The sequence below is a fragment of the Bartonella sp. MU70NMGDW genome (assembly GCF_042194085.1).
Classification (GTDB): Bacteria; Pseudomonadota; Alphaproteobacteria; order Rhizobiales; family Rhizobiaceae; genus Bartonella; species Bartonella grahamii.
In genome coordinates this window covers 1-1,194 of record NZ_JBHIMK010000348.1, presented here as the reverse complement: position 1 = coordinate 1,194, position 1,194 = coordinate 1, and the positions used below count along the sequence as shown (strand labels likewise).

The window sequence follows — 1,194 nt, the reverse complement described above, 5'->3', positions numbered from 1 at the left end:
TGGAACAACACAATGAACAGACCGCGCACCCTTGCTCTCAACTATGGATCCTATAATGCTGTCCGCATGCTGATCGGCGTTTACCATGCGATTTTTTTAATGTCCATGGGAGTTAGTCTGGCGCAATTAGCTCTGCTTCAGGTTGTCTTTTCCACCACCATTCTGCTGCTTGATTTTCCCTGCGCTGTTTTATCTGACAGATATCGACGTAAATATTCCGTTATGGCTGGGGTCTTTATGACAGGAGTATTTTATCTTCTATGCCTTCAAGCTCCCAATATGACGGCACTTATTATTGCGCAAATTCTCTATGCAGCGGGCATTTGCATCATTGTCAGCGCCATTGACGGATGGATTTACCATTCTCTAGGCGATAAACAGGATCACTTTTCGCATTATGCTCATCTCTACCACCAAGTTAACTCTTTCGGAAGTATTCTCAGTGGGATTGTAGGAATTGGAACGATCTATTACTCTGGACAATATTTTATGGGATATATCATCTCATGCCTCATGATGGGATTTATTTTTTTGATATTCCTTATTGTTCCGGAAGAAAAGAAAACGACAATTGAAACATCCAAAACAAAAACAATCTTGCACAATGCCAAGGAAACGCTCTGGATATTTCAAAATACAGTAGGAGGAGCATGGTTTATTTTCCTCATGTGCCTTTTTAGCGCTGGTATTCAGATTATTTATCATTTCTGGCAACCGATAATACTTTCAGGAGGAAAAATTCATCACCTCAACAGTTCGCAAATGCTCGTCTTGATGTGCTGCCATATTGGAGCCTTTTCAGCACAATATTTTTCAAATTTACTGATGTCTAAGTATCATGTTCTTGATAAAAAATATAAGAATTCTATAAAATATTTTTCCTTCTTTTCTGCGCTGATGTGCATAGCGCTCTATTTTTTAGTTCATAGCCATCAAACTGCTGCATCAGTCATCGCCTTCTCTTTAATCCATGGATTTATTTGCACTGTACCGATCGGTGCAAAAAGCTTATTTTTCTCAGAACTTAACCAAAAACAAACGCAACATATTTCTGGTATTGTTGGTGCTGTCTCTTTCAGCGGAAGAATATTTTCAATTACAGTATTGAGTATTATTTCTTTTCTTCCTGCAAAAGTTTCTCCATCTTACTACCTAATATTACCGACCATTACTTTTTTCATGTGTGGTTTGGTT

General features: G+C 38.4%; 1 protein-coding gene. It reads left to right on the top strand.

Annotation, left to right across the window (positions count from 1 at the left end):
* Positions 1 to 12: 12 nt before the first annotated feature.
* The coding region (locus tag ACFIKE_RS10900) for an MFS transporter (protein ID WP_375649936.1) at positions 13 to 1,194 on the top strand (1,182 nt) is incomplete at its 3' end.